Origin of the sequence: Bellilinea sp., from assembly GCF_034432615.1 — a bacterium.
Taxonomy (GTDB): Bacteria; Chloroflexota; Anaerolineae; order Anaerolineales; family Anaerolineaceae; genus Bellilinea.
The window spans coordinates 1-5,182 of record NZ_DAOUBL010000383.1 but is presented as its reverse complement, the minus strand read 5'-3'; the positions used below and the strand labels follow the sequence as shown (position 1 = coordinate 5,182).

Genomic DNA, 5,182 nt, shown 5'->3' with positions numbered 1-5,182 from the left:
CTTACGGTCAAAACGCCCTGGCAATTGGATTTCCCATTGCGATGATTGCTTCCCTGGTGACGCTGGTCATCTTTGGTGCGATTGGCTATCGCTACGTTTTACTGCCGCTGGTGGTTGCCGCCTTCTTTGATGTTGGGCCTGCGGCGGTTCTGGCAAATGCCACCGGGGGGCGACGGGGCGCAATCGTTGCTTCCATCGTTGGCGGTGTCCTGTTGATTGTCTTTCAGGCGCTTTCGCTGCCGTTTGTGGCAAATACGGCTGCCGGTTTTATCAACGCCTTTGGCGGCAATGATTTCTCCATCATTGCCATTGTGGTGGGTGGTATTGCCCGGCTGCTGGGATTCTGATTTTCAGTGCGGTGGTCTCCCCTGATGGTTGCCTCAAGGACAAGGCACATAAGGAGGAGACCACCAAAAAGGAAAAGGTTATGCTGCCCATTGGGATTCACCTGTCTTACTGGCAGGTAAACTGGAAAGATGATCTTCAGCCCCTGATTGGAAGAGCCCGAAAGGCCGGTTTTGAGGTTGCCGAGTTTCCGCTGCTCGAGCCGCGCCGACTGAATCTCCAGCGGCTTCGCCGCACGCTGGATCAGGAGGGAATGCTGGCGTCCTGCGGTACCGGTTTGGATGCTCAGCGGGATATTTCCAGCCCCGATCTTTCCATACGGCAGGCGGGACTCTCTCATTTGCGGGCTTGCCTTGAAGCTGCCGCCGAACTGGGCAGCCCCGTTTTGGGCGGGGTAACCTATACCGCATGGGGGGATCTTCCACCAAGAGATCGGCAAATTCGGCGTGCTTATGCGGTTGAAGGCCTTCAAACCGCTGCCATCATTGCCGAGGAATATGGAGTGTGCCTGTGTCTGGAAGTGCTGAACCGTTTTGAAGGCTGGCTGATGAATACGGTGGAGCAGGGTTTGCAGCTGCTGGCCGATGTAGGCAGCCCTTTTGTCCGTCTGCATCTGGATACTTTTCACCTCAACATCGAAGAAGATGATATTGCGGCGGCAATTCGTCAGGCCGGAGATCAACTGGGACATTTTCATTGTGTGGAGAATAATCGAAAAATCCCCGGCCGCGGGCATATCCCCTGGCAGCAGGTGAGGGCAGCGTTGAAAGCGATTGGATATGCGGGTTTTCTGGTGACAGAGGCTTTTGTCAGTCCGGCAGGTGAGGTGGGTACGGCATTGTTCATCTGGCGTTCACTGGCGGAGGATCTGGATGAAGAGGCGCGCACGGCGGCGGAATTCCTCAGGCGCGAGGTTGCCAATTTTTGATTTGAGGACTTTTCGATTGTGGTTCGACCTGCTGGCACAAACCTTCCAAAGCCAGAGAGAAGCTTTGAATGAGTTGGATCGGGTCATTGGCGATGGCGACCATGGCTATACCCTTGCCAGAGCCTTTGCTGCAGCCGATGATGAAATTACGCATGCGAACCCGCCGGATATCGGCAGTCTTCTGGATGTGGCGGCCAGCGCACTGGCGGAGAATGCCGGTGGGGCAATCGGTCCGCTTTTGGCGGCATTCTTTGCCGAGGGCGGCGTTGTGCTGCAAAATAAGAAAACCTGCTCAATGGATGAGCTGGCTGAATTTTTTCAAAATGGCGCCGCGGCAGTCAGTGAGTTGGGTGGCGCCCGCGCCGGGCAAAAGACGCTGGTTGATGCACTCCTGCCGGCCGCCCGGGTATTGGTAGAAAATCGTTCAAGTGCAGACCCGGTGGACGCTCTGGAAAAGGCGCTGCTGGCTGCCCGCAGCGGGGCAGAGGCTACCCGCCAGATGCCGGCCGTGTTCGGGCGGGCGGCTTTTTTGGGTGAGCGTTCCACAGGCTATCTCGACCCCGGCGCATATTCCTTCACCCTGATTGTGGAAGGTCTCTGGTTTGCCGCCTCCGGCAAGGAAGGGAAACGAACCGATTTTCAGCCTGAGGAAACCCAATTCGTTCCAGCCGGTAAATTCGTCAATCACCCCGAGCAGATGGTTCAAGAGGACAATCAGGGTTTAGCGCTGGCGCATGCGGGCATTGTCCGCTTTCTGGAGGATGGTTTTCTGGTGCGTGCCAGTCCAAAAGCAGCCGGGAAGGTTGGGCTCGCCATGGGACACGGCGGCGGCCATACCCCTTCGATGGGCGGGCTGGTAGGAATGGGACTTCTGGACGCAGATGTGTCCGGTCCGATATTTACCTGCGCCTCCGGAATCAAAATTGCACGCGCCATTCAGCTGGCTGACCGCGGGGCAGGGGTGGTTCTGCTGGTTTCCAATCACAGCGGTGATGTGTTGAATGCGCGTATGGCGCTGCGGCGCGCATCTCGAATGGGCATTGCGGTGCAGCCGGTTTATCTGGGTGACGATGTGGCCACAGCTCCGCGCAGTGCGCTTGATAAGCGCCGCGGTTTGGGAGGCCTGCTGTTTGCGCTCAAAATTGGCGGGGCAGCTGCCGAAGATGGACAGCCGCTCTTTGAAGTTGTCCGCCTGATGGAAAAGACCAACCTGCGCACGGCAACCCTGGCGGTGGCGGTGCGGGCGCCCACCCACCCAGCCAGTGGAAAGCCGCTGTTTGATCTCCCGGTTGGACAAATGGAGATCGGCACGGGTGTACACGGAGAAGCGGGCGTTTACCGCGGGGCAATGCTGCCAGCCAATCAGGTGGTTGATCTGGTGCTGCAGCGCCTGCTGGAAGATTTGGGCGGACTGCTGCAGCAAAGCGTTGTGGTCTTTCTGAATGGTTCCGGCGGTACTTCGCGCATGGAATTGAACATTCTGTATCGGCGGGTTTTCTATGCCCTTCAGGAACAGGGTATCCAGATTGCTGCCGGCGTAGTGGATTCGTTATTTACGACGCAGGAGATGGGCGGCTTTTCGCTTTCGCTCTGTGCGGTGGATGATGAATTGGAAGAATGGTGGCGGCGACCGGCGCTGGCGGCTCATTTCCGCTGGCCTGTGGATCGGATTTGCGGATAATTGGAGATAAGATGGCAGCATTGCGTAAGTTAAAAATCGGCGTGGCAGGAGTCATGTGCACTCCCTTTCGCGGGGAGAAGGAACGGTATTTTGCGGAAGACTGGACGGCGCTTTCCGGTCAACAGGAGGCGGCCGGGTTTGAGTTGAAAGTCATCGAAAAAGGCATTTACACGCAGGAAGAGGCGCAACGGGCAGCCGATGAATTATCCCAATGGGGGGCAGATTTTATCCTCCTCCAATCCAGTTCCTTTGCTGCTGGCGAGTTCATTCGTCCGTTTGCCGCTACTCAAATTCGGTTGGGGCTGTGGGGTGTTCCCGAAGGTGAGCCTTCCTCGGAGGGCGGATTGCCTCTTAATAGTTTTACCGGCGTAAATCTCTATAACAGTCTTTTGCAAACCCGTTTGAAGGAGTATCCCCATCCTGTCAAATGGTTCTTCGGGCATGCCGAAAGCCCGTCGTTCCAGGAACGGTTCAACATTACGGTGCAGGCTTTACGAGCGCTGGTTAATTTGCGGGGCAGCCGGGTTGGCCTGGCCGGCGGTGTGGCACCCGGTTTTGATAACCTCACAGTTGATCCGGGCGTTCTGAAAAACAAACTGGGCGTTGAGGTGGTTGAACTGGATTTTGACGCGGTCTTGAAGCGCGCTCGGACACTGGAAGACCAGAAATTGATTGATACGGTCAAGGCATCCTTCCTTCAACCCAATGTAAACCTGAATGCGCATCTGACCGGGCAGCTGGAAAAGTTGAGCCGCCTGCAGGTGGCCTATTCTCAGTTTGCACAGGAAGAAGGATTAAGCGCGTTTGCCATTTCGTGCTGGCCGCGCTTCCAATCGGATTATGGGGTTGCGGTATGCAGTTTGCTGGGACAATTGAACACATTGGGGGTTCCGGCAGCCTGTGAGGGAGATGTGCCGGCAGCAGTTTCCATGCTCACGCTCTCATTATTAAGTAATGGGGCGGTCACTACCCTGATGGATCTGGTTACGCTGGACGAAGAAGATGACAGTGTGTTGTTGTGGCATTGCGGCCCTACTTCTCCGCTGCTGGCAGACGAGCGCGGCGTGCGCATGAGCTCGTTGTGGTTGTTTGACCAACCCGATTCCCAGCCGGTTGGTCTGCACAATGATTTGATTCTCAAAGGGGGAAAGGTGACGGTGGCAGGTTTTACGGCGGATTTTGAAAGAGCGCTTGTGCTGGAGGGAGAAATTGATCCACAAAAACCTTCCTACAAAGGCAGCAGCGGCTGGCTGAAGCAAATTCACATGCGGGGCAAACGTTTACAGGCCATGGATCTGGCTGAAACACTACTTTCCAGCGGCTATCAGCATCATTATCCGCTGGTTTATGGGCAGGTAGAAAATGCTTTCCTGGAAATGGCAGCCTGGGCGGATATTGCCGAAATCAGCCCTCTGAATTACACAACCTATCTCAAACCACAGGGGACGATATGTTAGTATCTTTGAAGAATTTACTGAGTGAGGCTGAACGGGGAAATTACGCGGTGATTGCTCCCGACTTCCCGACCCTGGAAGTGGCGGATGCACTCTTGCGCTGTGCAGAGCAGCACAACGCACCGCTGGCTTTGAGCTTTTCACCTTCATTAAAACCCTATGCCGGGGTGACGGATTTTGCCCATTTCATCCGAATGGTGCGCGAGATGGCTGTTCAGGCAAATATACCTGTGGCTTTGCATCTGGATCATGCCTATCGCATGGAGGACATCGAAGAGGCGATTCGTCTGGGTTTTACCTCGGTGATGATGGACGCCAGCACTGAGCCGTGGGAAGTCAACGTGGAGCGCACCCGCCAGGTGGTTGAACTGGCGCATCCGCTGGGCATTTCGGTGGAAGCCGAATTGGGTCATGTGGCCAGCAGCGGGCGTTATTTGACCGCTGACAGCCAACAGGGCTGGTTGACCGACCCGCAGGAGGCGGCCGAGTTTGTTCAACTGACCGGCATTGATGCGCTGGCTGTGGCGATTGGTACCGTGCATGGTTTGTATGCGGGTGAGCCCAACCTCGATTTTGAAAGGCTGAAGAATATCCGCGAGCGGGTTTCCGTTCCGCTGGTTTTGCATGGGTCATCCGGCACCGGTGAGCAGAAATTAAGGCGGTGTGTGGAAATGGGGATTCGCAAAATCAATGTGTATTCTGACCTGATGAAAGCGATCATCCAGAGCGCACGGGGTTTGCTTGCAGATTCCGAAGCCGACCCTTTGGACTTCA

Annotated in this window: 5 protein-coding genes; all 5 read left to right on the top strand. The window is 55.8% G+C overall.

Going from position 1 to position 5,182, the window contains the following annotated elements:
• A partial coding sequence (locus tag VAE48_RS16850) for a PTS transporter subunit IIC (RefSeq protein WP_322794500.1) occupies nt 1–347 on the top strand: 347 nt, incomplete at its 5' end.
• An 80-nt stretch (nt 348–427) separates the two neighbouring features.
• On the top strand, nt 428–1,273 hold the full coding sequence (locus VAE48_RS16845; protein WP_322794499.1) for a sugar phosphate isomerase/epimerase family protein: 846 nt from the start codon (nt 428–430) through the stop codon (nt 1,271–1,273).
• Nucleotides 1,218–2,954, top strand: coding sequence for a dihydroxyacetone kinase subunit DhaL (dhaL, locus tag VAE48_RS16840; RefSeq protein WP_322794498.1), 1,737 nt, complete (start codon nt 1,218–1,220; stop codon nt 2,952–2,954). The genes VAE48_RS16845 and dhaL overlap by 56 nt, the downstream gene beginning before the upstream one ends.
• A gap of 11 nt (nt 2,955–2,965) precedes the next feature.
• Nucleotides 2,966–4,411, top strand: a complete 1,446-nt coding sequence (locus tag VAE48_RS16835; RefSeq protein WP_322794497.1) for a hypothetical protein — start codon at nt 2,966–2,968, stop codon at nt 4,409–4,411.
• A partial coding sequence (locus tag VAE48_RS16830; protein WP_322794496.1) for a class II fructose-bisphosphate aldolase occupies nt 4,405–5,182 on the top strand: 778 nt, incomplete at its 3' end. The genes VAE48_RS16835 and VAE48_RS16830, both read left to right, overlap by 7 nt.